Origin of the sequence: Flavobacterium nitrogenifigens (assembly GCF_003254565.1) — a bacterium.
Lineage (GTDB): Bacteria > Bacteroidota > Bacteroidia > Flavobacteriales > Flavobacteriaceae > Flavobacterium > Flavobacterium nitrogenifigens.
Genome location: NZ_QJRI01000165.1, coordinates 27,482 through 52,886 on the forward strand (window position 1 = coordinate 27,482; position 25,405 = coordinate 52,886).

Consider the following 25,405-nt stretch of genomic DNA (forward strand, 5'->3'; position numbering starts at 1 on the left):
CGAAATGAACAGGATTTTAATAAAAAATGCCAAAATTGTAAACGAAGGGACAATTTTTGAAGGTGATGTTTTAATTGAAAACGATTTGATTGTTGAAATTGCAGACAGCATTTCATTAAAAACTTCAGATTGTATCGTAATCGATGCTGAAGGAAATTATTTAATGCCTGGTGCGATAGACGATCAAGTGCATTTTAGAGAACCAGGTTTAACGCATAAAGGCGACATTGAATCAGAATCTCGTGCGGCTGTTGCGGGCGGAATTACTTCTTTTATCGAACAGCCGAATACGGTTCCGAATGCGGTTACTCAAGAAATTTTAGAAGATAAATATCAAATTGCGTCAAAAAAATCATTTGCGAATTACTCGTTTATGATGGGAGCAACAAACGATAATTTGGAAGAGGTTTTAAAAACGAATCCAAAAAATGTTGCGGGAATTAAGATTTTCTTAGGTTCTTCAACAGGAAATATGTTGGTGGATAATGAAGCGGTTTTAGAAAAAATATTTTCAAGCACTCCAATGTTAATTGCAGTTCACTGTGAAGACGAGACTACAATTAAAAATAATCTTGCAGCTTTTAAAGAGCAATACGGAGACGATGTTCCGGTTACGGCACACAATTTAATTAGAAGTGCTGAAGCGTGTTATATTTCTTCTTCAAAAGCAGTAGCTTTAGCAAAAAGAACAGGTGCAAGATTGCATATTTTCCATCTTTCAACTGCGAAAGAAATGGAATTGTTTACTAATAAAATTCCGTTAGAAGAGAAAAAAATCACCGCTGAGGTTTGTGTACACCATCTTTGGTTTACAGATGAAGATTATAAAACAAAAGGAAATTTCATTAAATGGAATCCTGCGGTTAAAACAGCTGATGATCGTGCGGAGCTTTGGAAAGCTTTGAATGACGGAAGAATTGACGTTATTGCGACAGATCACGCGCCGCATACCAAAGAAGAAAAACAGCAATCTTACCTGAATGCGCCCTCTGGAGGTCCGTTGGTACAGCACGCTGTTGTAGCAATGTTCGAAGCGCATCATCAAGGTAAAATCAGCGTGGAGAAAATTGTGGAGAAAATGTGCCATAATCCAGCAAAGCTTTTCAAAATTGAAAAAAGAGGTTTTATCAGAGAAGGTTACCACGCCGATTTGGTAATTATAAATCCAAGTCTGCCTTGGAGTGTTAAGCCAGAAAATATTTTATACAAATGCGGATGGTCTCCGTTTGAAGGTTATACTTTCAAATCAAGAATTACGCATACTTTTGTAAATGGAGAATTGGTTTACAATAATTTCAAAGTAAAAGATACCAGAGCAGGTAAAAGATTATTGTTTGACAGATAAAAAGCAACTATGAAGAATTTTATAGTCATAATATTGGTTTTGTTTCTTTCTGTAAGCTGTAAAAAGGATGTCGTAAAACAGCCTGCAAAGCTTATTGAGAAAGATAAAATGATTGATATTATGTATGATTTATCTCTTTTGGAAGCCATGAGATATCAGAAACCATTGTTTATGGATTCAATAGAAAATGATCCTACTAAGTTTATTTTGAAGAAGTATAAAGTAGACAGTCTTCAATTTGCGCAGAACAATATGTATTATGCTTCGGATTATGAGAATTACAAAGATATGTTTGATCAGGTCAATAAAAGAATTGAAGTAAATCAAAGAGCAGCAGATTCTTTAGCTAAAATTGATGAAAAAAAAGCAGCAAAAGAGAATAAAAATAAGCCTAAAGAATTAAAAGAGGTTTCGAAAGATTCAGTTCAAAAAAGAATTCCGAAAATTAACGTCGATTCAATTAGATTGGCGCAAAGAAAGCACAGAAGAGATTTATAATTTAGAGCTTTCTAAAATATATTTATGAATATCAGTAAAAACCGTTCCTAGAGCGGTTTTTATTTTTTCGTTACTATACAGGTTTTTTGAGTACGAAGCCTTTGCTGTTGCTTTTGTAATGCTTCTTTTTCTGAAAAATAAAGTCGAAAATATTCCGTCAGCCATCCATAAGAAATTCATTAGAAAAGGGGTGGCATGAATATGTGGCCTTTTTACTTTTAAAGCATCAGAAACGGTGTTTAAAAGATCTTTAAAAATGATATTATCAGAGATGAGCGTGAAGCGTTCGTTTTTTATATCGCTTCTCATCAATTCATAACTGGTTTTTGCAACATCATCAACAGTAATAAAACCGGTACTTCCTAGCGTGAAGAACGGAAGTCCTTTAGAAACTTTACGATAAATCTCGCTACTGCCTTCATCGAAAATATTCATCATTTTCGGCGGGCCCAAAATTACTCCTGGATTTACAATAATAACATTTAAACCTTCTTGATGTGCGCGCCAAACTTCCATTTCGGCACCATATTTAGAAATGGCATAATCGCTGTGTGGTTTTTCAGGATTCCAATCTGTTTCTTCGGTAATATGTGTTTCGTGAGCTGCAATATCTCCTAAAGCTGCAATCGAACTAATGTAGCAAAATTTTTCTACTTCTTTGGCAATGGCAAAATTGACCATGTTTGCAGTTCCTTCGATGTTGGTTTTTCTCAGGATTTCCTCGTCTTTTGGTTCAAAAGAAATAAAAGCTGCGGAATGATATACTTGTTTGATGCCAATAAAAGCAGTTTCAAGTGAAGGTATGTCTAGAATATCGGCTTCAATCCAATTGATTTTTTCAAACAAATCTGTTTTCTTGTAAAAATCAAAAACCGACTTTGCTTTCTGAATATTCTTTTCGGTTCTGTAAATTGCCCGAACATTTTCTCCATTTTCAATTAAATGAAGCAATAAATGTGCGCCTACTAAACCAGTTCCTCCAGTTACTAATACCATTTTGTAAAGATAAGTTTTTGTTGGAAAGGTGCAAAGTTGCAGAGGGACAAAGTTGCAAAGGTTTTTTTCTTTTTGCCACAAAGGCACTAAGACGCAAAGTTTTTGCTTTTTCTTGTGAAGGCTTAGCGTAAATTTTATGGAAATAAAAAACTTTGTGTCTTAGTGTCTTCGTAGCAGACTTTTTTGTCATTACCATTGACATTGATTACATTTGCGCAAATTATTTAAAAAATGAAGAATCTAGTTGAAGAATTAAAATGGCGCGGGTTATACCATGATAGTATGCCTGGAACGGAAGAACAATTGCTAAAAGAAGCAACCACTGCCTATATCGGTTTTGATCCAACGGCAGATTCACTGCACATCGGAAGTATGGTTCAGATTATTTTATTGGTTCACTTAAAGAATTTTGGTCACAGACCGATTGCTTTAGTAGGTGGAGCAACAGGAATGATTGGGGATCCTTCTGGTAAATCTGATGAAAGAAACTTGCTTGATGAAGAAGCTCTAGCTAAAAACGTAGCTGGAATCAAAAGCGTTTTGTCTCGTTTCTTAGATTTTAATTCAACCGAAGCAAATGCGCCTGTAATGGTGAATAACTACGATTGGATGAAAGAATTCTCTTTTATCGATTTTGCACGTGAAGTTGGAAAAAGAATTACCGTAAACTATATGATGGCTAAAGATTCTGTAAAAAAGAGATTTAGCGGCGAAGGAGAGGGAATGTCTTTTACAGAATTTACATATCAGTTAATTCAAGGTTACGATTTCTATCATTTATATAAAAACAACAATTGTATTCTGCAAATGGGTGGTTCTGACCAATGGGGTAATATTACCACAGGAACAGAATTAGTGCGTAGAATGGGAGGTGAGAATGCTAAAGCTTATGCCTTAACAACGCCTTTGATTACAAAGGCAGATGGATCTAAATTCGGAAAATCTGAAGGTGGAAACGTTTGGTTAGATGCTGATAAAACTTCTGTATACAAATTCTACCAATTTTGGGTAAATACAACAGATGTAGATGCTGAGAAATATATTAAGATTTTTACTTTCTTAGATAAAGATACAATTGATGCCTTAATCGAAGAGCATAAAACAGCTCCGCATTTAAGAGTTCTACAAAAGAAACTGGCAGAAGAAATCACCGTTTTTGTACACAATAGAGAAGAATTAGAAAAAGCAATTCAAGCTTCAAATATCTTATTCGGGAATTCAACTGCTGAAGATTTGAAAAAACTGGATGAAGCGACTTTCTTAGAAGTTTTTGACGGAGTTCCGCAGGCTGAAATCGCAAAAGCTGATTTAGAAAATGGATTGGATATCATTACGGTTTTAAATGAAAAAACGGGTTTCTTTAAGTCAAACGGAGAAGCGAGACGTGCTTTAACTGCAAACTCAATTTCTGTAAATAGAGAAAAAATAAAAGAAGATTTTGTTTTAACGGCAAATGATTTAATCAACAATCAATTCGTTTTATTGCAAAGCGGAAAGAAGAACTATTTTGTGATTCGTGTTGTTTAAAAGGTTTAACGGTTTAATCGGTTAATCGTTTAATCGATTAATGAAATTTAAATTGATATATAAATCCCAATGTTCGAAAGAATATTGGGATTTTTTTATTGAAAAAAATCATTCCGTAGGAATGTCTCGTCGGTAGTAAAAATTTGGTTTGAAATTATACGTTCCGTAGGAACGTTTGAACAATGCAGTGAATTTAAGATTCGGTATGATCGATTAAACGATTAACCAAATCAACGATTAAACTATAAAACCATCAGATTGCAGCCACGAATATCAGAATTGTCAAAACGTCCCAATACCTCGAAAGAGTTGTTTGAATATTTTTTGCCTAAATCCTGCGTGGCTATAAAAGAACATGAATTGATATTGGCTAAATCTATCACATTTATTCCGCCAGTTTTTCCATCATTCACGTAAGTGAGAGCATCCTCTGGATCGCGAACTAAAATATGCATCCAAGACGGACATTCGAAAACACCTTCGCCTAAAGAATAGGCTTGCGCTAAAAGTTCGGTCATTCCGTATTCTGAATGAATAGATGAAACGCCGAAACCTTTGCAAAGTATTTCGTGCAGTTCTTCACGAATCATTTCTTTGCGTTTTCCCTTCATTCCTCCAGTTTCCATAATAATGGTATTTTGAAGATTGAATTGGTGCTTTTCGATTAAATCCAGCAAAGCATACGTAACCCCAATTAAGATTACATTTTGGCCTGCTTCGTCCAATTCAAGAAGCTTTTTGATAAGGTCGTCATGATTGTGCAAATAAAACCCACTTTCAGGCTGATTAGAGAGTTTTATTAAATCTTCTACCATGTAAATTAACGAAGAGCCTTCGCGTTCTAAATAAGACGGCAAAAGGGCTAAAACAACGTAATCTTCTATATTGCCATAAAATTGAGAAAATCCTTTGCGGTAACTTTCCTCATACAGGGAAATATCGGTCACTAAATGTCTGCTGGTGATCATTCCGGTTGTGCCGCTGCTTGTAAAAGTTACTTGTGCAGGATCTGTATTAGAAACGACATTGTGACTTTTGAAAAATTGAATGGGTAAAAAAGGAATTTGCTGCAAAGATTTTACTTGCTGCGGATTTACTTTTAAAAAATCACAGAAATCGCGATAGACTTTATTATTCTCATGCTGAAAACGAAACACTTTTAGTGCTATTTTTTCAAATTGTTTCTGACTTGAAATGGTAAAGATATCGTTGGCTGTGATCAAAACTTTTTTTTTGCAAAGATATTATATTTAGTGTTCAGTCGCAGTATTCAGTCACAGTTTTCAGTCGCAGTATTCAGCAAAGCATATAAACTGAAAACTGTGAACTGCGACTGAAAACTAAAAAAAGCTCCAAAGGAGCTTTTTTATCGTATAATGAGTTTTCGTGTTGCCGATGCGTTTTGTTCGCTTATTTTGATGATGTAAACACCTGGTGGCAGTTCTGAAACACTTAGTTCTTTTGATACTAAATGTGCTTGCAATACTTTTTTGCCTAAAAGATCAAACACAATAATTTCTTTCTCTAAATCGTTTTTAGATGATATATAGACTTTTCCGTTAGTCACAGGGTTAGGATACAAGCTTAGACCCTCAATAGAAGTAGATTCCTGAGGTTTTGGTAATTGCTTATTATCTTGCGCCGAAACGCTTAGAGTAAAGAAAAATGCCAATAAGAAAGTAATATAAAAGTAGTTTTTTGCCATCGTATGTATTTGATTACCGTAAATATACAAAAAAAAATACAAAAATGACGCCAAAAAAAAACATCCTAAAGAATTAGGATGTTTTTAACAATTTATGTTTGAAATATAATTTTCAAATTATTTGATCAAGTTTACACCATCAACTGTTGCCCAAGCTCCAGGAGTTAATGTAGCTCCAGTAGCAGTAGTACTAGTTGACCAGTTTGTTGCAGGAACAAAACTAGCAGCAGATAATGTAAAAGTAGCCTGTCCTGAAATAAAAGTAATAGGAGAGTTAGTGATTTTTACGTTGTTTAATTTGATTTTTCCACCAGCAACTTGGTGATCGTAAGTAACTTTATCTAATATTTGTAACACACCACCATTGAATGCTGTAGGAGAAGTTTGACTAACATAACCATCGATTACGATATTACTGTAGTCTCCATTTCCTTCTTTTTTAAATTGAATAGCATCCAATTGAATTTCTTTTTGCTCTTCTGTAACTGTACCTGCAGCTCTTTTTAGAGTGATATTAGTTACTTTTGGAAAAAATGCATTGTTGTTTGAAGAAGCTTCAATTTCCATACCATAGTTTCCTTTATCAACTTGGTAAGCATACCAGTTTGTATTTGCTTGACCTTGCCATCCATCTTGCCAGTCAAATGAATCATCATAGTTTCCGTAAGAAATAGCGTTTGTCATACTTACAGTTCCTCCGAAGAATTCGAATCCGTCATCAGCACCTTTGTAAGCTACTAAGTGATCTAAAGTTGTTCCTGAACCTACTGAGTAAAAAGTAAAACCATTGTTCTCTTTTTGACCGTCAGCTAATTTTGAACCTGCATATTCTACTCTTGTATATACTAAAGATCCACCATTGTGAGTAGGATTTGTACCTCCGTAAGATGTGTTATTTCCGTCTTCAGATGTTGAAGTCGATCCTCCACCAGCTACTTTTACAGGAGCATCACCATACATAATGATTCCTCCCCAAGATCCTGGAACTTTTGATTTTTCTGTAAATACTACTGGTTTGTCAGCAGTTCCTTTTGTAATTAATTTTGCGCCTTTTAAAACAACTAATGCGTTGTCTCCAGTAGCTTTATCGATAGTAATTGTTGATCCTGCTTCAAAAGTTACAGTTACACCCTCGTTGATTTTTACAATACCTTTTAAAGTGTAGTTACCTAAAGCGTAAGTTTTGTTTGCAGTGATTGGACCAGTGATTTCGCCTGTTGCAGGTTGTGGAGCAGGAGTTGGATCATCACTACTTGAGCAAGAATTTAAAAATAATCCTGTAGCAAGTGCTAAAGCAAAAAATTTAGTTTTCATAGTTTTTGTGTTGTATTATTCGTTTTTATTTTTGTCAAAAGTAGAACGGAAATCTCTTTAGGAGGTTATCTCAATATTACATTACAGTTATCAAAAAACAACCAAAATGTGAAGAGAATGTTAAGGGATTTTTTACAATAGTTTATGAATAAAAAAGCTCCAGATATCTGGAGCTTTCATTTTTATATTTATTTGGGTACTAAAAAGTATATCCTAGTTTTACAGAGAAACCAACTCCTTTTTTATAACTATTAGCCAATAATGATTCTTCAGCTACTTTTATAGTTCCATCGTTTCCAAATTCACGTTTTCTCCATGAATTTAAAATGTTATCAGCAGTGAATTTTACATCAAAGTGCTCAGAAACTTTGCTTCCCCATACAAAATCCAATTGCTGCACAGGCAACTCATAGATATTGTCTTGGCCATTGGTTCCTACAGCATATATTCTTTTTCCAAAAACACCATACACTAATGAAACAGTGTTCGACCAATCATTGCTGAAATTAAATTCATATTTTAAATCTGAATTTACTAACCAGTTTGATGCACCCTGAAGTGATCTTGATTGATGCGTTTCAATGGAAGGTTTTACAGTAATTATGCCGTCCTCATCGATAGATTCAAAAGTTGGGCTTACAGTAACTTTTGATGACATCAAAGTAGCATTTAATCCCCATGAAAAATTATCTAATTTTTCGCTGATTCTTTCTAAACCAAGGATTAATTCAGCTTCCATTCCAAATATGTTGGCACTTTCAGAATTTAGAAAAGTAGTAACTGTTCCTGTTGTTGCGTTTGAGATGAACGTTTTTTCAATTGGATTGACAATGTGTTTTCCAAATATTCCAACAGCAATCATTTCTTTAGTCGTTGGGAACAGCTCATATTTTAAGTCAGCATTGTAATTGTCACTGTTTTTCAAAATTGAATTTCCTTGAGTTGAAGTTCCGTCAGCATTAATGAAAGATATAGGGAAAGCCTCCATGATAACTGGTTTGGTGTATGTTTTGCTTGCTGCTAAACGAATGTTGGCGGTGTCAGTAAGCAAATACTTAAGATTTACTGATGGTAAAAAATAAGCATTATCATATTTTAATACTCTGAAAGGAGCATCAAAAGAACCTAATGTTCTGTAATGAGTTTCCTTAAGAGTGCTTTCAAATCGAATTCCAGCGTTTGCTTCAAGTTTCTCTCCAAATTTTAAAAACAAATTAGCATACCCTGCATTAGCCATTTCGTCAAGTTTCACTTTGTAAGTAGCATTAGAGTTTTCGCTAAAAGACATTTTATTAGCTGAAATGTCGCTGATTATTTGAGTATCTATATTATTTATGCTTGAAGAAAAACCATCATTTCCAGTACTTGAAACAAAACGGTATGAAGATTCCATCTTAGATCCGCTGCCATTATATCCAACTGTTAATTTGTTTTGTTTGTCATTTTTTCCGAATTTCAAATTATACTCTACTAATGCTGAATAAAAAGAATTACCATCAACAGTCAAATATTGGCGTAGGAAATTATTTGCTCCATAAGAAGAACTTATCATATCATCGCCTGTTTTAAGACCAGAGAAAAACTTTCTGTCTGGCTGCTCATATTTTGTAGTAGCAAAAGAGGCTCCAGCTTTAATAGTCTGGTTTTTATCTTTGGTTATTGCGTATTCACCCAATAATTGAGCATTCAAATAATCACTTTTGTCTAATTGATTGGTACGGATAAATCCATTTTCAGCAGCTGTTCCTCCTGATGGCCCGTATTGATCTTTTATAGAGTTTAAGGTAGTTCTGATGTATAATGTGTTGAATGATAACTTAAGTCTTTCGTTGCCGTAGTTTAAACCAACTAATGCTGAGTTTGTGGTTTTGAAACGATAATCAGTGGTGATAAAATTGTTTACATACTTAGATCCAGAAGACTGTAAATCGATAGTTCTGTCAACTCCTTCTCTTATTGAAAAATTATTGTCGTAATTTATAGAAAGAAGGTACGAGAAAACATTATTATTACTCAAATCGAATTTCTCGGCATGCAAAAGGTTGATACTTGTGTTCAAAGGGCTTTTAGATTGACTTACATTAAAACCTTTGTCTCCACTTACAGAGTTTAAAGCCTGGTCAGTTGTGAAAGTTTGTCTCGTTGCCTGATCTCCAAGAAAACTTGGTAATTGTCTGTCTTTACCATTAAATCCGAAGAAACCTGAAGCGCTATCTGCATCTCCAGAAAGCAAGAAATCTTTGAAACTGTTTCCGGTTGTATAACCTGCTCCAATATTTATTTTCGTAATGCTTTTTGTTGGTTTTGAAGTTTGAATATTAAAAGTACCTCCAGCAAAATCACCATAAATGTTTGGATTAAATGTTTTGTACACATCAATTACTCCAACAATATTTGTTGGAAACAAATCCAAAGCAATAATTTTATTGAATGGGCTGTTTGTTGGTGCAGCCAAATCATTAATCAATAAATTATTATATCGGTCTTCCAGTCCACGTACAAATATTCCACGAGAATCTACTTTTGTGATTCCAGTAATTTTAGTTAAACCTTCCTCAACATCGCTTACACCTTTTCGAGACATTTCTTGTGCACCAATACTTTGTTTAATTACAACAGCATTCTTTTGATCTAAAAGTAAAGCGGTTTCTTTTTCTTTGTTGGCTGTTGATTTTACCACTACATCTTTAAGTGTATAGCTTCCAGACGTAAGTCCTTTATTAACAGTTACAGTTTCGTTTGCTTTTACGGCAACCGGAGCTTCTACAGATTCATATCCTAGGAAACTAAAGATTAAAGTATAACTTCCAGGATTTACGCTTAAGGAATATTTCCCGTCTACGTCGGTATTTACGCTAATATTTGTACCTTTAACTAAAACATTAGCAAATGGCAACGCTTCGTTGTTCATATCCTTGTCAGTTAGAACTCCAGAAATCGTACCTTTGTTTTGCGCGATCGAAATCGTACAGATAAATAATGCAATAAAGAGAAATCTTAAATTGAATTTCATTTTTTTTCAGTGTTGTGTTTGTGTCTTATTATTTTTGTGCAAAGAAAGAACCGCTCTGTGAAGTCCATGTTACCGACTTGTTATGTTTTTGTGTTGTTAAGATTATCAAATTGTTACGAGATTAAATTACGGTTAACACCATTTTTTAAAGGTTCTTTTGTTAGTATATTTACCCTGTGAAATAAGAAATATCGAATGTTTAATGAAGAAGTTTCGATATAAAAATCTCAATTTTTGCTATTTATGAAAAAAACACAAACTAAGATTTTATTAGTTGACGACGAACCAGATATCTTAGAAATCGTTGGCTATAACCTTGCTCAGGAAGGCTATCAGATTGTTACAGCTTCTAACGGAAAAGATGCTATAGCAAAAGCGCAGAAAGAGCTGCCAGAACTAATCATTATGGACGTGATGATGGCAGAAATGGACGGAATGGAGGCTTGCGAGCATATTAGAAAAATTCCAGAATTAAATAATGTTATCATAACATTCCTTACAGCAAGAAGCGAAGATTATTCTCAAGTAGCTGGTTTCGATGCAGGTGCCGACGACTATATAACCAAACCTATTAAGCCAAAATTATTGGTGTCTAAAGTAAAGGCGCTGTTAAGAAGGTTAAAAGAGCAAGAAGTTGTTACAGATACTTTAAATGTAGGCGGAATCGAAATTAACCGTGAGGAATACAAAATCATAAAAGGCAATGTAGAAATTGCTTTGCCAAGAAAAGAATTCGAATTATTTTATCTATTGGCTTCAAAACCAGGAAAAGTTTTTAAAAGAGACGAAATCTTGGATAAAGTTTGGGGCAATGAAGTTGTGGTTGGAGGAAGAACAATCGATGTTCACATCAGAAAACTGCGCGAAAAAATAGGCGAAGACCTTTTTAAAACCATAAAAGGTGTAGGCTATAAATTTGAAGTTTAGATTTTGAAGATGCTAAGGTTCTAAGATACTAAGTTGCTAGGGCACTTAGTTTTTAAACCCATTCAAATTCTTTTAAAAATATTCAATACATTTAAACCATATAAGAATTGAAGCTCTACAATCTTCATTTTCTTATATGGTTTTTGAGTTATTCATTTTTTGTTTTTTTAATTCATTCATAAGAAGACAACTTAAAAACAAAACTTAATTTCCTTAATTTCTTAATGGTTCAATTTTTTCAATGAAGATTAATTTTAAAAAAACATACAAATTCGCCATAAAATCGGCATTGTATATCAGTCTCTTTACAACGGGATTTGTGCTGATATTAATGTCATTATTTTATAAAAATCAATTAAAACATCAGGTTGCATTTGGAATAATTTTCATTATTGCAATCTATATTTTCTCTTTTTTGGTTTTGCAATATCGCGTAGAACGGTTTATTTACCGAAGAGTGAAGAAAATCTACGATGAGGTTTCACTGTTAGAATCAACGACATTGATTAATCAGCCGATTAATACTGATATGGAAACACTTTCGCGTGAAGTGAAAAAGTTTGCGACAGATAAAAAGCTTGAAATCGAAATGCTCGAAATTCGTGAACAATATAGAAGAGAGTTTTTAGGAAACGTTTCGCACGAACTGAAAACACCTTTGTTTACCGTTCAAGGCTATGTTTCGACTTTGCTTGACGGCGCAATGGACGATAAAAATATCAGAAAAAAATATTTAAAACGTGCCGAAAAAGGAGTAGAGCGTCTTATTTATATAGTAGAAGATCTGGATATGATTACCAAATTAGAATCGGGAGATTTAGATTTGAACATGACAGATTTTGATATTGTTGAATTAATTCAAAATGTTTTCGAATTGCTTGAAATGAAAGCCGACAAAAAGAAAATTAAATTGGCTTTTGAAAGTAAAAATGTGCAGTCTGTAATGATTCGAGGAGATCAAGATAGAATTCAGCAAGTGTTGGAAAATCTAATTGTCAATTCTATTAAATACGGAAAAGAAGGCGGTCTGACTGAAGTTGGTGTTGTAAACTTAACGAAGAAAAAAGTCTTAATACGTATTAGCGATAACGGAGAAGGCGTTGAAAAACAAAACATTCCAAGACTTTTTGAGCGTTTTTACCGAGTGGATAAAAGCGGAACTCGATCTGAAGGCGGTTCTGGTTTAGGATTGGCGATTGTAAAGCATATTATTGAGGCGCATAAAGAGAAAGTTTATGTAGAAAGTGAGTTCGGAATTGGCTCAGAATTCTCTTTTACACTCGAAAAAGCAAATAAAACAGTGAAAACTGACGTTAAAAAATCGTAACGTCAGTTTTGCTAAAAGCCCTAAAACAAAGGTGTTTAACGATAAATAAACATTACAATTTAGGTCATAACATTAAATTTTTATTATAGTAACATCTGGTTAATGATTTCTTAACATAGGTGCTCCATCTTTGCATCCTGAAATTAAGGGAATTACAGAACTAATGATAAAAAGAAAACTATTGGCAGTTTTATTACTGCTAACTTGTGCTGCCAATGCACAAGAAACAAATAAGCAAGAGCTAAATAAGCAGGATGTAAAAAACGAAGTAATGCGTATTTTAGATTCTATAAACAAAGCAAAACTTCCAGAAACTAAATCTGGAGGAGGAGTTGAAGAACATTGGTATGATAGAATCTCTTTGAGAGGTTATGCGCAAATTAGATACAATGGTCTATTTTCGACAAACGATAAAGTTTCGTGCGAGCAATGTGATAGATCTTGGGGGACAACTTCGACAGCTCCAGATGCAAAAGCAAACAACGGACTTTTTATTCGCCGTGCCCGTTTAGTGTTTTCTGGACAAGTGCATCCAAATGTGTTTTTCTACTTTCAGCCTGATTTTGCGAGTTCGCCGTCAAGCGGAATTAATAACTTCGTTCAGATTCGTGACTTGTATTTTGATCTTTCTTTTGATAAGAAAAAAGAATATAGAGTACGTGTTGGACAGAGTAAAATTCCATACGGATTTGAAAACATGCAATCTAGTTCACAGCGTTTAACTCTAGACCGCGCCGATGCAATCAATAGCTCAATCTTAAATGAGCGTGATTTAGGAATATTCTTTTATTGGGCTCCAGCCGAAATCAGACAGCGTTTTGAAATGCTAGTTAAAGATGGTTACAAAGGTTCTGGAGATTTTGGTGTTTTTGCCTTTGGAGTTTACAACGGCCAGATTGCTAATAAATTGGATGGAAACAGAGATTTGAATGTCGTAACAAGAGTATCATATCCTTTTGTTATTGGAAGCCAAATTATAGAACCTGGAATTCAGGCGTATACTGGTAAATGGGCTTTTACGGGAGAAGTTTCGCCAGGAGTTACGGTTAACGATCCGCAATATGTAAAAGATCAGAGAGTTGGAGCGACTTTCGTTTTATATCCAAGACCATTCGGAATCCAAACTGAATACAACATCGGAACTGGGCCTCGATACAATACGCTTACCAAAAATATTGACCAAACCGATTTGAACGGAGGCTATGTTTTGTTAAACTATAAATGGGATCTTAAAAAACAGCGTATTTATCCTTTCGCTAAATTTCAATATTATGACGGAGGGAAAAAATATGAAAAAGATGCTAGAAGTTACGTAGTTAGAGATTACGAATTTGGTGTAGAATGGCAACCAATCAAAGCATTTGAACTTACAGCAGAATACGTTGTAGCAGATCGAACTTTTGAAGATAGCGCACTGCCAATAAACAGACAGCAAGGAAATGTACTAAGATTACAAGTGCAGTTTAACTTCTAAAATCAGTACGCAGATAAAACGGATTCGCTTTCGCGAAGACACTGATAAAAACTGAAAAACCTCCAGCTTTAGCTGGAGGTTTTTTTATAGGAAGAAACAATAGATATAATCCGTATAATCTGCGTCTTTGCGATAGCAAACCCGTTTCATCCGCGTTCAATTACGCAGTTTTGTCTTCAAAAACCTTAAATAGCGAATCCCAGTCAATATTGTTTTCAAATTGAGACAATCCTTTAAAAGACTTTACTTTTGATAAGTCTCCAATGGTAAAATCATCCTGCATGGCATACGGCACAAGATTTTCTTCCTGCAGTTTTATCGCCAGATATTCCTGTTCATATTGTCCAGGTGTCGGAATAAAAAAGGCCTTTTTACCCAGCTTCGCCAAATCCATAACAGTAGTATAACCCGAACGGCACAATACAAACTCACTTTCGTTAAAAGTCTGTTCCAGCTGTTTCGAGTTCATGAAATTATAATAAGTGACATTTCCAGCCTGCCATTTTTCTTGTGACTTTTCTACTTTTCCTTGTACAAAAACCACTTTTCCAGGATATTTTGCCGCTTCTTTCTGCAGTTTTTCGTCTAAAAAAGTACGTTGAGGTTCTGGCCCAGACAATATAATCATCATATCATATATTTTGGGCGTATCCTTTTTCTTCATACGACTTAACGGGCCAATATATTTTAGATTCAGTTCATTGTTTTTTAAATGGCCTAAATCTCCCGTTAGGTTTGTTTTTTCATTAGAATCTGGAACCCAGCATTCATTGTATTTTTTAATAAAATGCTGATGACATTTACTCGTAAACCAAGTTGTGTTTCCTGTCATTACATTCAATTGGTGCGTAATAAAAACAGAAGGCACTTTTTTACTGATAACTCCCAATCTATTGTCCGAAATTATACCGTCAATGCCGTGCTTTTTTACCCAATGATTCACCATTTTTTTCTCATCGAGAATAGCGGTAATCATCTTCGGAAGGTTTTTAATCAGCTTCCATTTAAAGTTTTTGCCATTCTTTGCATATTCAATATGATAAGAAGGCAATTCTAAAGTTTGTATATAAGGAAATTCTTTTCGTAATAGAGCCAGCGCAACACCGTCGGAAGCGATAATCGGAATATAATTATTCTCCTGAAGCGCCTTGATAATAGGAATGCATCGAGTGGCATGTCCAAGTCCCCAATTTAATGGAGCCACTAAAATAGTTTTATTCGCAGAATAATCTATGCTCATTTTTAACACGTTTTTAAAAACGAAGATAGAAAAATATGTTTTTTATGTTATTTCGAAGGTATTACGAAATTATTAATTTAAGGTGCTAAGTTGCTGAGGAACTAAGGTTCTGAGATTTATTGATTTAAATAAAAAAGATTTTGCAAACATATTAAAAAGCCCCAGAGGGGCGACATATCTATAGAAATCCAATTGCGCAAAGGCAAAGAGCTCCAGCGGAGCGACATATATTCGATTATAAAAAACATGTCGCTCCGCTGGAGCTTTTTTATCTCTGGGAATTGCAATTTCTATAAATATTTTGCTTCTCCGAAGCTTACAAAAAGAAGAAGCTGTCCTTTTGGACAGCTTCTTCAAAATCTCGTACTAAACCTTAGCACCTCAGAACCTTAGTCCCTCAGTACCTTAATCCTGAATATACGTTTTATTACCATTTTTGTTAATATAGTATTTACCGCCTCTTGGACCTGTATATACTTTTTTACCATTGTATTCGCCAGTTACTTTGTCTGGTACAGATGGCGCTTTTTCGTTCGTTTCTTTTAAAGTTTTAGTAGCCGACTTTTTAGCAGCTGTGGCATCTTTCTTTGTAGCGTCAGCTTTTGCAGTTGTTTTCTTGGCATCAGCTTTGGTTTTGTCTGCTGTGCTTTTTGCTTTGTCAGCCGTACTTTTTGCTTTGTCAGATTCTACAGTAGCTTTTTTTGCATCAGCTTTAGCTTTAGTCGCTTGTTTGTCGGCAGTCTTTTTTGCTGCGTCAGCAGATTCTTTTTTGGCTTTTGTTGAAGCTGTTTTTGCATCATCTGCTGCTTTTTTAGATTTTGTGGCCTCTTTTTTTGCATCAGCCGAGGCTTTATCTGCAGTCGCTTTAGTTTTTTTTGCGGAAGCTTCTGTCTTGCTTTTCGTAGTTTTTGCAGTTGTTTCCTGTGCGTAAAAATTAGAAGAGAAAACAACCATTAAACATAATAATACTAATTTTTTCATAAGGCTAAAAGTTTAAATTTCAATTAAAATTAAACAATTTATTGTCATCTTTTTCGCAGTGCATTAAAAATATGCACGAAGCTGGACATTTCCTGTGTGAATCGTATTTCCGGTTTCACTTTTTCTTCCTTGATAATTTAAATTAACATCCAAAAAAGACGTAATGTTCTTTTGCAGAAGCAGTTTCCAAACCAAATTTGATCCCGCTTGTAGTCCTTCGAGCATTTGAAAACCGACTGAAGAGAATTCGTTTCCGTTAAATTTATTTTCATAAAAAGAGAATTCGCCATTAACTGTAACTTTCTTTTCGCCCGCATAAGAAAAAGAAGTTCCGATTCTGTTTTGGTCTAAAGTTTCAAAATTTCCAATTTGATTTTTTTTGTTTTGAAGCTCATAAAAGAAATCCAATTTGGTATTTTTAGAAAATAAATAACTGACTTTTGGTGCCAGCTGCCAACCTTGAATATCATAGTTTTTCTCTGCAAAATCTTTTGAAACCAAATCGGTTTTTATGGTTTTGGTGAAGAAATTAAACAGCCAGCTATTTTGGTATAAATGGGTGTACTGAATTTGATGCGAATAATTCTGCACATGTTGTGAACCTACAGAAAGCAGACTCTTTCCTTTATTTATAAGGTAAGAATACGTAACCGAATGTTTCTGTTTGCCTCGATTATAAAATAAGCTGTTTCTGAAACTCGAATTCAAACCCAAAATATTTTCTTCTGATGAATCAAACGGATTGAGTTCTAATTTTTCGCCATCGCTCTTAACCTTTCTATCCATTATAAAAGAAGTCTGGTTATAAAAATAAGACAGCAGTTTTTTAAATCCTTTTTCATTCTGCCATTGCAGCGGATTTAAAGTTAAAGATTGCGAAAATTTATTTTGATTGGTTTTAATGTAAATCTGATTCGGCAAAAAGACTCTAACATAGCGCGCCTGATCTTGGTAAACGGCAACTTCAAACTCTTCCAATTCCTGAATTCCGTTGCCATTATAATCATTCCAAGTATAAACACCTTGACCTGTTGGCACTTCTACATAAGTGAATTCCTGTTGTGCAATAGTTCCCGAACTGGTTTCGTAAGCCGTTCCAATTTGCATCAACTGATTAAAAAAACGGTCGTTGTACAGAATTCTCGAATTTAAAGAAGGTTCATTTTGTCTTGATTTATCCGTAAAATCTAAATTTCTGTAACTCGCATAAACTGCTAAATCGGTTGTTTTGTTCTGAATCAGTTTTGATTTTAAATAATAGGTTTGCGAATTATTGACATGCTGCAGTAATCCGTTTTGCAAACTATCGTTGCGTCTTTGCAGAAAACCAACTTCCACAAAAACTTTAGTGCTGTCGCCTCGTCCGGTAAATACACCATATTCTGAAAATCTTTGGCTTAAAGCCGAAAACTGGTTGGTTACTTTATCTTTTTGCTGATTATCTTCTAATTGCATAGTTCCTCCAACCCAGTTTTTGCCAAAATGATATTTGGTTCTGGTTTGGTTTCTAATAAATTTTGAAGTCGAAGCTGTAGCATCAGAATTAAGGAAACTTCCGTTGTTTTCGATTGTCCAATTCTTCAATTTGAATAAAGCGTTTGTAGTATGTCTGGCTCCAGAGTAGCTTTCGCTGTAATCTAATTTTTCAAATTGATAAGTCAGTAAACCAATATTCGAAGTTTCTTTTTTCGAAAACAAATCAAAATTCAAACCTGTAACCAAAAGACTCTGATTACCATATTGGGTTCCCGTTAAATTCCAGTCGCGGTTAAATTCGATATTATACAAACGTTCTACCGATTTAAAATTCTGCTGTACGAATTGATAATTCGCGAAAGCGTCTAAGTTCCAGCTTCTAGAAAAAAGACGTTTTTTAAGATTGGTTTTAAAAGCGATTCCTTCATTATTAGCATCATCAATTCCAGAAAATAAATTCTGGTCATTATTGCTAACAGCCAATTCAAAATCAACTAAAGTTTTTTCATTCGGATTGTATTTTCCTAAAAACGTTGCCACCTGCAGTTTTATTGGCGCAACAAGCTGTACAATTGGCTCATAATTTCCTTGCAGAATTCCTTTAACAGGCTCAACATATTGATAAATTCGTTCGACAGAATTATTGTTTTGAATGATATAATTTCCGGAATTTGCACCAACTTGGCTAAATCTTACATTGTACAAGACATCAGCAGGATTATTTGAATATTCATAAGCTTCAACCGAATTGACAAGTATTTTTTTGTATAAAATTTTATTTTCGGCATAACTATCTTCGTAAGCAGAAGGTGCTTTCATTAGATTAACATCATCACCTGCCTGACTTAAAATCTGAACTTGTTCTGGAGAAAGATTTTGTTGCAAAGGCTGATTTTTCATATCATTTTCAGAATAAATATATCCGCCAAAACTCCAGTTTTTGTTTTCGTGAGTTGCGCCTGCGTATGTTACAAGACGATTGTAATTTCGTTCAGAATATTGATATTCGACATTAATACGCATTTCTGAAGTGATGGTAAAAAGCGAAGTAAAGACAATTTCTCCGGCATTGTAATCAATCACATAATCGTTGTTTTCGCCTCTTTTCAATAAAACGCCATTTACATAAACTCGCTCCGAACCCGAAATCACCAAAACATACAATTCGCCATTTTGCCCTTTTAGTTTATACGGACCCTGATTTCCCTCCTGACCTGTAAAAGTACTTTTGGCATATTGTCCTTTTACAAAAGCAACCGAAGCAAAAACGTTGGTTTTACTTGTTTCGGTATCAAAATCAAAGTTGGCAGAAAGTCCTTGAACTTTTTTATTAAAGCCTAAAAATTGAGTTTTCCTATTTTCTAAAAAGACATCGCCGGCGCGAATGTTCCAGTCATTGCTAAAAAGTTCTATGAAAATATTATCAAATTGATCAAGTTTTTGCGAATAGCCACCATCTTGCAACGGAATATTATTGTCTTGTAGCGATGCTCTCAAACTCACTTTGTCTGAAAGTTTTCCTGTAATCTGTAGATCTAAATTGGAGTTTAAAACCGTACTTTGGTTATTCCCGACAGTAACGCCTCGGGTAATGCTTCCAGAAGTTTCAAGTCCATCAAAAGGAGTTGCTTTTTTTGCGTTTGAGTTATTGTCTATGCGATACAATTTGTCTGTTCCAACATCACCGCTTACAATCTGATCCGATTTGTAAAGGCTGTATTCTTTAGTCAAGAGATCAGGATAATTAAGATAATTGACAATTAAAGTATCTGAAACCGATTGGAAATTTTCATTTAAAAGTAAATATCCTTTTTGAAAATTGACTTTATAGGAAGTCGAATCGATTGGTTGGTTTTTTGTATTCAGAATTTGAAAAAATCCAGAATTTATAGAGACTTTTTCAAGGCGAATAGTGTCTTTTGAAACGATTACTTTTTTGGTTTTGTACAGAGATTCAGTTTCCTGAGCCTGAAGCGCAGAAAACCAGAAGAAAACCGTCAAAAACAGTAATTTTTTCAACATAAATACTCTAACTCTAAAAAGTCAAAAGTAGTATTTATAATTGGGAATTGTTATGTCGGAAATTTTAGTTTTAATTTCTTATATAACAATAGTTTGATAGATATTAATGAGCAAACAATATGAAGATTAACACTACTAAAATTAGTATAATCATTACGAGTACTGAATTGGGATTTGCAAAGTTGGTCGTCCAACCAAATTCTTTAATCTTTTTTGGCGGAAATAATCTTGGGTCCTCTGGATTATAATAGAACATTCCCCAAACCCAATTATTTGGATCATTTTGCCAATTGTTTTTTTCTTCTTCGGATGGTTCTTTACTGAATTTCATTTTTTTTAAGATTTAAATTTGCATTAAATCGGGAATCTAATGTTCATTTTTGTGGCCCATCAAAAGATTATACTGTCAAATTATATTCGCCTTTATTATAACTGTCAATTATTACTTGACTGTCAGCCATATCTTTTTCGAGTACTTTTAAAACGGCAGGATCATTCCCTCCAGCAGAGACGGACCAAGGCTGAATATTGGACATGTATTCATTTGCAATAAAAACAGAAATGCCGTTATTTTCCAATAGATTTTTAATATTCATTGATTCAATATAAGAACCTCTAAAAATTTCGACCATGATTATATGTGTTTTTGATATGATGTTTTAATAAGTATAAATAATGCTGTAAAGAAAAGTGAATTAGGATTATGTGTTCTTTAAAATCAGTTATTAGAATAGTTCTGTCAATTGTTTTTTTTCGATGGATGTTTTTTGATTTTCCAGGATCAAGAAGCAGCAGAAAAATTACTATTGTTTGTTGGCTTTTCTACTTTTCAGTTGTGTATAGGTTATAAGAATTCCAACTGTAGATAAAAACGGACCAATTACCAATCTAAAATCTGAATAAGAAATGTCTTTTATGTCTTTAGCAAGTAATGGACTTAAAGATATACTGATGTATAATAAACCAAGAATAATGAAAACTAATAAAAAGCCTTTTTTGCTCATTTTGAGTTCTTTATAAAGAAAGTAAATATAATCAAAAAGTGATTAAATAAAGAAAATTCTTTCGGAATAAAAAAGGCCTCACAATTATGTGAAGCCTTTTCAATAATTTTTGAATTAAATAATTACCTTTTATAAAGCAATATTAGATTAATTCTTTAGTGACAATCTGCATAGTTTCGCGGCTAACTTGTTTCAATAAAACTTCTTTGTTAGCTTCAACAGTCTGCGCTGCCTCTTCTGTAAAGTGACGGATTGTATATAAAGTTACATTTTCGCTGTATTCTACTTTGAATTTTTTAGAAAGAATAGCGTTCAATTCTGGGAAATTCCCAAATTTATCTTCCACACAAACAGAGAAACTAATTGCTGAGTTCTGAATCAAGTTTACTTTGATTTTAAATTCGTGGAATAAACCGAAAATCTCACTGATGTTTTCCTCCATAATGAAAGAGAAATCAATTGATGAAAGCGAAATTAAAAGCTGTTCTCTTTTTACGATAAAACATGGATATTGCGGTTCCAAATCTACTCCTTTAGAAACGCAAGTTCCTTTTAATAGTGGGTTGATAAACGATTTTACGTATAATGGAATTTCTTTTTTCTGTAATGGCTGTAATGTTTTTGGGTGAATAACCGTTGCTCCGTAAAACGCCAACTCGATAGCTTCGCGATATGAAATCTGATTTAGCAAACTTGCATTTTCAAAATAACGTGGATCGGCATTCATAACTCCAGGAACGTCTTTCCAGATTGTTACACTTTCTGCATTTAAGCAGTAAGCAAAAATTCCGGCAGTATAATCAGAACCTTCACGGCCCAAAGTTGTAGTGAAATTATTTTCGTCAGCACCTAAAAATCCTTGTGTAATATTTAGCTGTTTTCTTGGAACATTTTTACTGATGTTTTGTTGCGTAGTTTCCCAATCAACTTCTGCGTCTCTATAGTTTGCATTCGTTTTAATGAAATTACGAACGTCAAGCCATTGCGTCTGAATCCCTCTGAAATTCATATAATGGCTTAAGATATTAGTCGAAATCAATTCGCCAAAACTTACCACCTGATCGTAAACGAAGTTGTAGTTTGGAGATTTATTATGAGCCAAGAAGTATTCTAATTCGTCAAACTGAGCATTTACAGCTGCAAAAACCGCATGGTTTTCATCTTCAAACAAATCCAATAAGATTTGATTGTGGTATTTTTTAATTTCCTGAACAGAAGCATTTAATTCTGTCGATTTTTCAAAGTAATTCTTGATTACAACTTCGAGAGCATTTGTAGTTTTTCCCATCGCAGAAACTACCAAAATCACGTCTTCATAACCCACTTTTTGTAAAACGTCGTATACGTTTTTAATTCCATCTGCATCTTTTACCGATGCACCACCAAATTTAAATACTCTCATTTTTAATTTTAGATTTTTAGATTTTTTTTCCGCCACGAATTCACGAATTATTTTTTCTAATCTTTACGAATAAAAATTCGTGAATTCGTGGCGAATTGCCACAGATTTTAAAATCCTTTTAATCTTTATAATCTGTGGCTAAATATTTTTTTTATAATTTTTCTAAGAACGAATTAATTCCTGTTTCATCCATTTGAACAACCTGCCAGCCATCGAGAATTCTCGCGCCAGAATTCTTGTAAAAATTAACAGCTGGAGTATTCCAATCCAAAACATTCCATTCTACTCTTCTAACATTGTCTCTTTTTCCTTGTTTCATGATTTCAGCATAAAGGGCAGAGCCTAAACCAGTGCCTCGCATCTTTTCTTTTACAATCAAATCTTCAAGGTGAATTGTTTTTCCTTTCCAGGTAGAATAGCGATAATAGTACAATGCTATTCCAACAATTTCTTTTTGTTTTTCTTCATTTTCGATCTCGGCTACAAACACATTAAATAATGGTTTTTCACCAAAACCGTCGCGCACTAAATCTTCTTCTGTAATGACAACTGCATCGGGTTCTTTTTCGAATATAGCCAGCTCCTGAATAAGCCCTAACACCGATTTCATGTCTTCAGGATTTCCTTTTCTAATATTCATATATTCCTATTTTTAACTATTTAATATCTAAAAAAGCTTCATTTTAGCTAGTGCTTTTTGCAGATTATTAGCAAATATACAATAGTAGCAAACTAACAACATAATTTTTAAATCATTCTCACAAAATAAGCGATATTTGTGACTTAAAAATAAAACTATAACGATTTAGAAATGGAAGAACGCAATAAAACACTGGGAGAGTTTATTATTGAGAACCAAAAAGCATTTCAGTATTCGTCGGGAGAACTCTCGCGAATTATCAACTCTATTCGATTGGCAGCAAAAGTGGTCAATCATAAAGTAAACCAAGCGGGTTTAGTAGATATTGTGGGCGCGGCAGGCGAACAGAATATTCAAGGTGAAGACCAGCAAAAATTAGATGTCTATGCAAACGAAGTATTTATCCAGACGTTAATAAACCGTGAGATTGTCTGTGGTATTGCTTCTGAAGAAAACGACGATTTTATTACTGTTCAGGGGAGCGACAACAGTCATAATAATAAGTACGTGATCTTAATGGATCCGCTAGACGGATCTTCAAACATTGATGTAAATGTTTCTGTGGGAACTATCTTTTCTGTTTTCAGAAGAGTAACTCCAATGGGAACTCCGGTAACTAGCGAGGATTTTTTACAGCCGGGAATCAATCAAGTTGCAGCAGGCTATGTAATTTATGGAACTTCAACAATGTTGGTTTATACAACTGGACATGGTGTAAATGGTTTTACGTTAAATCCAGCGATAGGTACATTTTATCTTTCGCATCCAAACATGAAATTTCCAGAAAACGGAAATATTTATTCGGTAAACGAAGGAAATTATGTGCATTTTCCGCAGGGAGTAAAAAATTACATTAAATACTGCCAGCGTGAAGAAGGAGACAGACCGTATACTTCAAGATATATTGGAAGTTTGGTAGCCGATTTTCATCGAAATATGATTAAAGGTGGCATTTATATTTATCCAACAAGTTCAAAAGCACCAAAAGGGAAATTACGTTTGTTGTACGAGTGTAATCCGATGGCATTTTTGGCCGAACAGGCGGGAGGAAAAGCAACAGACGGTTTCGGAAGAATTATGGAAATTCAGCCAACTGAATTGCACCAAAGAGTACCTTTTTTCTGCGGAAGCTATAATATGGTAGAAAAGGCTGAGGAATTTATGGCTGAAGCAGATTAAGTTTTTGGTATCAGTCTCAGTTTTCAGTTTGAATTATAAATAGAAAACCCGGCAGGTTTGAAAACTGTCGGGTTTGTTTTTTTGTTTTAGTTAAATTGCATCAAGTAGCAAGACTGTAAACTGCCACTGAAAACTGAATACTATTTATGCATGTGCTGCATTTCGTAGATAAAAGTATCAGCATCTACTTTTTTATCAACTAATGATAAAGCTTTTGCAATAATGTAATCTACGTTGCTTGGTGTAAATCCAAGAGCAACACTTATTTTTTTCAATAATACTTCTTGTTTGTCTTCAAGATGATGATCAACATGAACCATTCTTGTTAAATCATATAAACGCTCTAAGCGTTGAACATAAGAATACGGTGGATTGATCGGATATTTTAATGGATCGCTAAGAATTTCTTCGTATTCCGATTCTGTAATTTCTAAACGAGAAGCAAGTTTATCTAAAAAGGCTTTTTCTTCTGGATATACAACTCCATCAGCTAAAGCTACACGAACAATTGCAGAAAAGTGTCCTTTGTTTCTTTGCTTGAATTCGCTATCAAATAATTCTGAAAATGACATAAGTTATAAAGTTTTATTATAACAAATATAATCCTATTTTTAAATTATTGATTTTAAAATTCTCCTAAAATTTAACTTTTCTTTATTGAAGGATTTACTGAGTTGAATCTTTAGGTATGAAAATTAATCGTAAGTTTACAACCCCTAATTATTTAATTGCAATATACCTATGTCACAATTTTGGATTTATTTTCAAATAGGATTAAAACACGTTTTAGATATCAATGCTTACGATCACGTTCTTTTTTTAATCGCCTTAACTGTTCCGTATCTTTTTAAAGACTGGAAAAGAATTTTCTTATTGGTTTCTCTTTTTACAATTGGCCATACTTTGGCTTTGATTCTTTCTGTTTATGGTATAATTGCTATAAAAGTAGATGTTGTAGAATTCCTGATTCCGATTACAATTCTCGTAACAGCACTTTATCATTTGTTTACAGCAGGAAAGACCTCAAAAAATGATGGTGTAAATCTAGTATTTTTCATAACTTTATTCTTTGGAATTATTCACGGACTAGGTTTTTCTAATTATTTCAAAACAATTTTAGGCGGTTCTGCAACCTCAAAATTGTTGCCTTTAGGAGAGTTTGCCTTAGGAATAGAAGCTGCTCAGCTAATAGTAGTTTTTGTTGTTCTGGTAATTTCATATATAGTGCAGACCGTTTTCCGTTTTTCAAAACGCGACTGGGCACTGGTAATGTCGGCTTTTATTATTGGAGTTGTAATTCCGATGATTATTGATAGCCCAATTTGGAACAGATAA

Annotated in this window: 22 protein-coding genes; 8 read left to right on the forward strand and 14 right to left on the reverse strand. The window is 34.0% G+C overall.

The window, feature by feature from the left end:
* Positions 1–4 precede the first annotated feature (4 nt).
* Both DM397_RS05040 and DM397_RS05045 read left to right on the forward strand, forming a co-directional pair.
* Positions 5–1,345: a dihydroorotase gene (locus tag DM397_RS05040; RefSeq protein WP_111376493.1), complete on the forward strand. Its 1,341-nt coding sequence runs from the start codon at positions 5–7 to the stop codon at positions 1,343–1,345.
* A gap of 9 nt (positions 1,346–1,354) precedes the next feature.
* The gene (locus DM397_RS05045) at positions 1,355–1,843 is read left to right on the forward strand and encodes a DUF4296 domain-containing protein (protein WP_111376494.1); all 489 of its coding nucleotides are present in this window, start codon (positions 1,355–1,357) and stop codon (positions 1,841–1,843) included.
* Here the strand turns inward: DM397_RS05045 and DM397_RS05050 are convergent.
* A complete protein-coding gene (locus tag DM397_RS05050; RefSeq protein WP_111376495.1) occupies positions 1,838–2,839 on the reverse strand; it encodes an NAD-dependent epimerase/dehydratase family protein in 1,002 nt (333 codons plus the stop codon). The two genes, DM397_RS05045 and DM397_RS05050, sit on opposite strands and share 6 nt — an antisense overlap.
* A gap of 231 nt (positions 2,840–3,070) precedes the next feature.
* Here DM397_RS05050 and tyrS point away from each other — a divergent pair, with 231 nt between their 5' ends.
* The gene (tyrS, locus tag DM397_RS05055) at positions 3,071–4,366 is read left to right on the forward strand and encodes a tyrosine--tRNA ligase (RefSeq protein WP_091135455.1); all 1,296 of its coding nucleotides are present in this window, start codon (positions 3,071–3,073) and stop codon (positions 4,364–4,366) included.
* Between the two features lie 242 nt (positions 4,367–4,608).
* Here tyrS and DM397_RS05060 read toward each other — a convergent pair whose 3' ends face one another.
* From DM397_RS05060 to DM397_RS05075, 4 genes are all read right to left on the reverse strand, one after another.
* The gene (locus tag DM397_RS05060) at positions 4,609–5,589 is read right to left on the reverse strand and encodes a LuxE/PaaK family acyltransferase (RefSeq protein ID WP_111376496.1); all 981 of its coding nucleotides are present in this window, start codon (positions 5,587–5,589) and stop codon (positions 4,609–4,611) included.
* A 143-nt stretch (positions 5,590–5,732) separates the two neighbouring features.
* A complete protein-coding gene (locus tag DM397_RS05065; protein WP_111365835.1) occupies positions 5,733–6,071 on the reverse strand; it encodes a T9SS type A sorting domain-containing protein in 339 nt (112 codons plus the stop codon).
* Positions 6,072–6,188: 117 nt separating this feature from the next.
* Positions 6,189–7,385, reverse strand: coding sequence for a hypothetical protein (locus DM397_RS05070; protein WP_111376497.1), 1,197 nt, complete (start codon positions 7,383–7,385; stop codon positions 6,189–6,191).
* A gap of 199 nt (positions 7,386–7,584) precedes the next feature.
* A complete protein-coding gene (locus tag DM397_RS05075) occupies positions 7,585–10,398 on the reverse strand; it encodes a TonB-dependent receptor (RefSeq protein ID WP_111376498.1) in 2,814 nt (937 codons plus the stop codon).
* Between the two features lie 243 nt (positions 10,399–10,641).
* Here DM397_RS05075 and DM397_RS05080 point away from each other — a divergent pair, with 243 nt between their 5' ends.
* The 3 genes from DM397_RS05080 (at position 10,642) to DM397_RS05090 (ending at position 14,126) form a co-directional block, all read left to right on the forward strand.
* The gene (locus DM397_RS05080) at positions 10,642–11,325 is read left to right on the forward strand and encodes a response regulator transcription factor (protein ID WP_008465097.1); all 684 of its coding nucleotides are present in this window, start codon (positions 10,642–10,644) and stop codon (positions 11,323–11,325) included.
* 241 nt (positions 11,326–11,566) lie between these two features.
* The gene (locus tag DM397_RS05085) at positions 11,567–12,652 is read left to right on the forward strand and encodes a sensor histidine kinase (protein WP_111376499.1); all 1,086 of its coding nucleotides are present in this window, start codon (positions 11,567–11,569) and stop codon (positions 12,650–12,652) included.
* A 163-nt stretch (positions 12,653–12,815) separates the two neighbouring features.
* Positions 12,816–14,126 carry a porin gene (locus tag DM397_RS05090; protein WP_111376500.1) on the forward strand — a complete coding sequence of 437 codons (1,311 nt, stop codon included), beginning with the start codon at positions 12,816–12,818 and terminating at the stop codon, positions 14,124–14,126.
* Positions 14,127–14,286: 160 nt separating this feature from the next.
* On the opposite strand, the gene DM397_RS05095 is transcribed toward DM397_RS05090, so the two are convergent.
* From DM397_RS05095 to DM397_RS05130, 8 genes are all read right to left on the reverse strand, one after another.
* Positions 14,287–15,366 carry a glycosyltransferase gene (locus tag DM397_RS05095; protein WP_111376501.1) on the reverse strand — a complete coding sequence of 360 codons (1,080 nt, stop codon included), beginning with the start codon at positions 15,364–15,366 and terminating at the stop codon, positions 14,287–14,289.
* 405 nt (positions 15,367–15,771) lie between these two features.
* The gene (locus DM397_RS05100) at positions 15,772–16,347 is read right to left on the reverse strand and encodes a hypothetical protein (protein WP_167511660.1); all 576 of its coding nucleotides are present in this window, start codon (positions 16,345–16,347) and stop codon (positions 15,772–15,774) included.
* A 63-nt stretch (positions 16,348–16,410) separates the two neighbouring features.
* Entirely contained in the window at positions 16,411–19,845 is a 3,435-nt protein-coding gene (locus DM397_RS05105; RefSeq protein WP_111376502.1) for a hypothetical protein, read from the reverse strand.
* A gap of 103 nt (positions 19,846–19,948) precedes the next feature.
* On the reverse strand, positions 19,949–20,176 hold the full coding sequence (locus DM397_RS05110; RefSeq protein WP_111376503.1) for a DUF5808 domain-containing protein: 228 nt from the start codon (positions 20,174–20,176) through the stop codon (positions 19,949–19,951).
* A 67-nt stretch (positions 20,177–20,243) separates the two neighbouring features.
* Positions 20,244–20,477 (reverse strand): putative signal transducing protein, encoded by a 234-nt coding sequence (locus DM397_RS05115; protein ID WP_111376504.1) that lies wholly within the window; start codon positions 20,475–20,477, stop codon positions 20,244–20,246.
* A gap of 171 nt (positions 20,478–20,648) precedes the next feature.
* The gene (locus DM397_RS05120) at positions 20,649–20,849 is read right to left on the reverse strand and encodes a hypothetical protein (RefSeq protein WP_111376505.1); all 201 of its coding nucleotides are present in this window, start codon (positions 20,847–20,849) and stop codon (positions 20,649–20,651) included.
* Positions 20,850–20,991: 142 nt separating this feature from the next.
* On the reverse strand, positions 20,992–22,251 hold the full coding sequence (locus tag DM397_RS05125; RefSeq protein WP_008465067.1) for an aspartate kinase: 1,260 nt from the start codon (positions 22,249–22,251) through the stop codon (positions 20,992–20,994).
* Between the two features lie 151 nt (positions 22,252–22,402).
* The gene (locus DM397_RS05130; RefSeq protein WP_111376506.1) at positions 22,403–22,891 is read right to left on the reverse strand and encodes a GNAT family N-acetyltransferase; all 489 of its coding nucleotides are present in this window, start codon (positions 22,889–22,891) and stop codon (positions 22,403–22,405) included.
* 171 nt (positions 22,892–23,062) lie between these two features.
* Between DM397_RS05130 and fbp the strand changes: the two genes are divergently transcribed.
* The gene (gene fbp / locus DM397_RS05135; RefSeq protein WP_111376507.1) at positions 23,063–24,070 is read left to right on the forward strand and encodes a class 1 fructose-bisphosphatase; all 1,008 of its coding nucleotides are present in this window, start codon (positions 23,063–23,065) and stop codon (positions 24,068–24,070) included.
* 140 nt (positions 24,071–24,210) lie between these two features.
* Here the strand turns inward: fbp and DM397_RS05140 are convergent, their stop codons facing one another.
* Positions 24,211–24,642: a TerB family tellurite resistance protein gene (locus DM397_RS05140; protein WP_095928262.1), complete on the reverse strand. Its 432-nt coding sequence runs from the start codon at positions 24,640–24,642 to the stop codon at positions 24,211–24,213.
* 169 nt (positions 24,643–24,811) lie between these two features.
* Between DM397_RS05140 and DM397_RS05145 the strand changes: the two genes are divergently transcribed.
* Positions 24,812–25,405 carry a HupE/UreJ family protein gene (locus DM397_RS05145; protein ID WP_111376508.1) on the forward strand — a complete coding sequence of 198 codons (594 nt, stop codon included), beginning with the start codon at positions 24,812–24,814 and terminating at the stop codon, positions 25,403–25,405.

Coding starts and splice junctions, on each gene's coding strand:
- DM397_RS05040 (WP_111376493.1), top strand. CDS start 5: ATGAACAGGATTTTAATAAAAAATGCCAAAATTGTAAACGAAGGGACA.
- DM397_RS05100 (WP_167511660.1), bottom strand. CDS start 16,347: ATGAAAAAATTAGTATTATTATGTTTAATGGTTGTTTTCTCTTCTAAT.
- DM397_RS05145 (WP_111376508.1), top strand. CDS start 24,812: ATGTCACAATTTTGGATTTATTTTCAAATAGGATTAAAACACGTTTTA.
- DM397_RS05110 (WP_111376503.1), bottom strand. CDS start 20,176: ATGAAATTCAGTAAAGAACCATCCGAAGAAGAAAAAAACAATTGGCAA.
- DM397_RS05075 (WP_111376498.1), bottom strand. CDS start 10,398: ATGAAATTCAATTTAAGATTTCTCTTTATTGCATTATTTATCTGTACG.
- DM397_RS05070 (WP_111376497.1), bottom strand. CDS start 7,385: ATGAAAACTAAATTTTTTGCTTTAGCACTTGCTACAGGATTATTTTTA.
- DM397_RS05065 (WP_111365835.1), bottom strand. CDS start 6,071: ATGGCAAAAAACTACTTTTATATTACTTTCTTATTGGCATTTTTCTTT.
- DM397_RS05095 (WP_111376501.1), bottom strand. CDS start 15,366: ATGAGCATAGATTATTCTGCGAATAAAACTATTTTAGTGGCTCCATTA.
- DM397_RS05115 (WP_111376504.1), bottom strand. CDS start 20,477: ATGGTCGAAATTTTTAGAGGTTCTTATATTGAATCAATGAATATTAAA.
- fbp (WP_111376507.1), top strand. CDS start 23,063: ATGGAAGAACGCAATAAAACACTGGGAGAGTTTATTATTGAGAACCAA.
- DM397_RS05080 (WP_008465097.1), top strand. CDS start 10,642: ATGAAAAAAACACAAACTAAGATTTTATTAGTTGACGACGAACCAGAT.
- DM397_RS05090 (WP_111376500.1), top strand. CDS start 12,816: ATGATAAAAAGAAAACTATTGGCAGTTTTATTACTGCTAACTTGTGCT.
- DM397_RS05125 (WP_008465067.1), bottom strand. CDS start 22,251: ATGAGAGTATTTAAATTTGGTGGTGCATCGGTAAAAGATGCAGATGGA.
- DM397_RS05120 (WP_111376505.1), bottom strand. CDS start 20,849: ATGAGCAAAAAAGGCTTTTTATTAGTTTTCATTATTCTTGGTTTATTA.
- DM397_RS05140 (WP_095928262.1), bottom strand. CDS start 24,642: ATGTCATTTTCAGAATTATTTGATAGCGAATTCAAGCAAAGAAACAAA.
- DM397_RS05105 (WP_111376502.1), bottom strand. CDS start 19,845: ATGTTGAAAAAATTACTGTTTTTGACGGTTTTCTTCTGGTTTTCTGCG.
- DM397_RS05130 (WP_111376506.1), bottom strand. CDS start 22,891: ATGAATATTAGAAAAGGAAATCCTGAAGACATGAAATCGGTGTTAGGG.
- DM397_RS05050 (WP_111376495.1), bottom strand. CDS start 2,839: ATGGTATTAGTAACTGGAGGAACTGGTTTAGTAGGCGCACATTTATTG.
- tyrS (WP_091135455.1), top strand. CDS start 3,071: ATGAAGAATCTAGTTGAAGAATTAAAATGGCGCGGGTTATACCATGAT.
- DM397_RS05045 (WP_111376494.1), top strand. CDS start 1,355: ATGAAGAATTTTATAGTCATAATATTGGTTTTGTTTCTTTCTGTAAGC.
- DM397_RS05085 (WP_111376499.1), top strand. CDS start 11,567: ATGAAGATTAATTTTAAAAAAACATACAAATTCGCCATAAAATCGGCA.